2 protein-coding genes are annotated in these 1,026 nt (G+C 28.0%); both read right to left on the bottom strand.

Going from position 1 to position 1,026, the window contains the following annotated elements; translation table 11 throughout:
* Positions 1–244 precede the first annotated feature (244 nt).
* Positions 245–343 (bottom strand): hypothetical protein, encoded by a 99-nt coding sequence (locus tag CD113_RS12895; RefSeq protein WP_002462344.1) that lies wholly within the window; start codon positions 341–343, stop codon positions 245–247.
* Positions 344–425: 82 nt separating this feature from the next.
* Entirely contained in the window at positions 426–905 is a 480-nt protein-coding gene (locus CD113_RS11595; protein WP_095092746.1) for a DUF4930 family protein, read from the bottom strand.
* Positions 906–1,026 lie beyond the last annotated feature (121 nt).

The raw sequence follows: 1,026 nt of genomic DNA, 5'->3' as shown, positions 1-1,026 counted from the left end.
ATAGAGATAATTGCGCTTTTTTCATATTCAAAATACAAAAATCGGACTAATAGAAAATAATTAAAAATTCTCTATCAGTCCGATTTATTATAGAACCAAAAGAAAAAGCCTAAGTTTTAGCCAGTAATTTTATTTAAAAATATAATGTTACTGGCCAACTCAGACTTTTTATTTCGATTGCATCAAATTTATTATCATTATTGACTTCAATTTGATGACCATTGACATATATTAAATTGTTTAATTATTTTTCACTTTTAGATTGCTTATTTTTCCAATTTGCGAATAAGTTTTGGGCTTTTGCTTGCTCATTAGCTTGTTTATCTTTAGATTGCTCTGCCATTAGAACTACACCAACCTTTTTATTTATTCTATTGTCATCTTAACTTATCTAAATTACTCATGCAACCTTGCATATCTTGTTATTATTGGTATGCTTCTTTAGGTTTCATTATAAGATTTTGTCCTAATCCATTTAAATCTTGTTGCATTTCGAATTCTGTATTGTAAACTCTAATAGAATCTGAACCAAATTTATAAATAATGAATTCATTGTCTCGTTGTCCTATTAAATATTGCTCATTATATGCCATGCGAGTTAAACCAGAGACATCCATAAATTCTCTCTTATCTATAAAATTAAAAACATTTTTAATTTGGCTAGTCGGTACGTTTTTGATTAAATCATTATCTTCGAGTGAGTATCTTTTACCATTTTCCAAAACACGTGGTTGTGGATTGTGATTATTATCTTGCATAACTTGAGTTGATTGTGATGACGGTTGATTAATAGGATTCCATTCTTGATCCCGCAAGAAAGGCGCATATTTTAACGCTATATAAACAATGACTAAAATAGCCATTACTGCGATAATATTTTTAATAATAGTAAAAAAAGTCTTCATTGCACGCCTCCTTTTTATATTAATTTTATATGTTTTATCACATAATGTCATCAGTCGAGAGCCTTAAACAATATCTATCTAAAGACTGATGCAGTCTATTAAAATATACATTATAATAAAC

Source organism: Staphylococcus simiae (assembly GCF_002902085.1).
Lineage (GTDB): Bacteria > Bacillota > Bacilli > Staphylococcales > Staphylococcaceae > Staphylococcus > Staphylococcus simiae.
The sequence above is the reverse complement of the archived record's forward strand: the minus strand, read 5'-3'. Positions and strand labels throughout refer to the sequence as shown.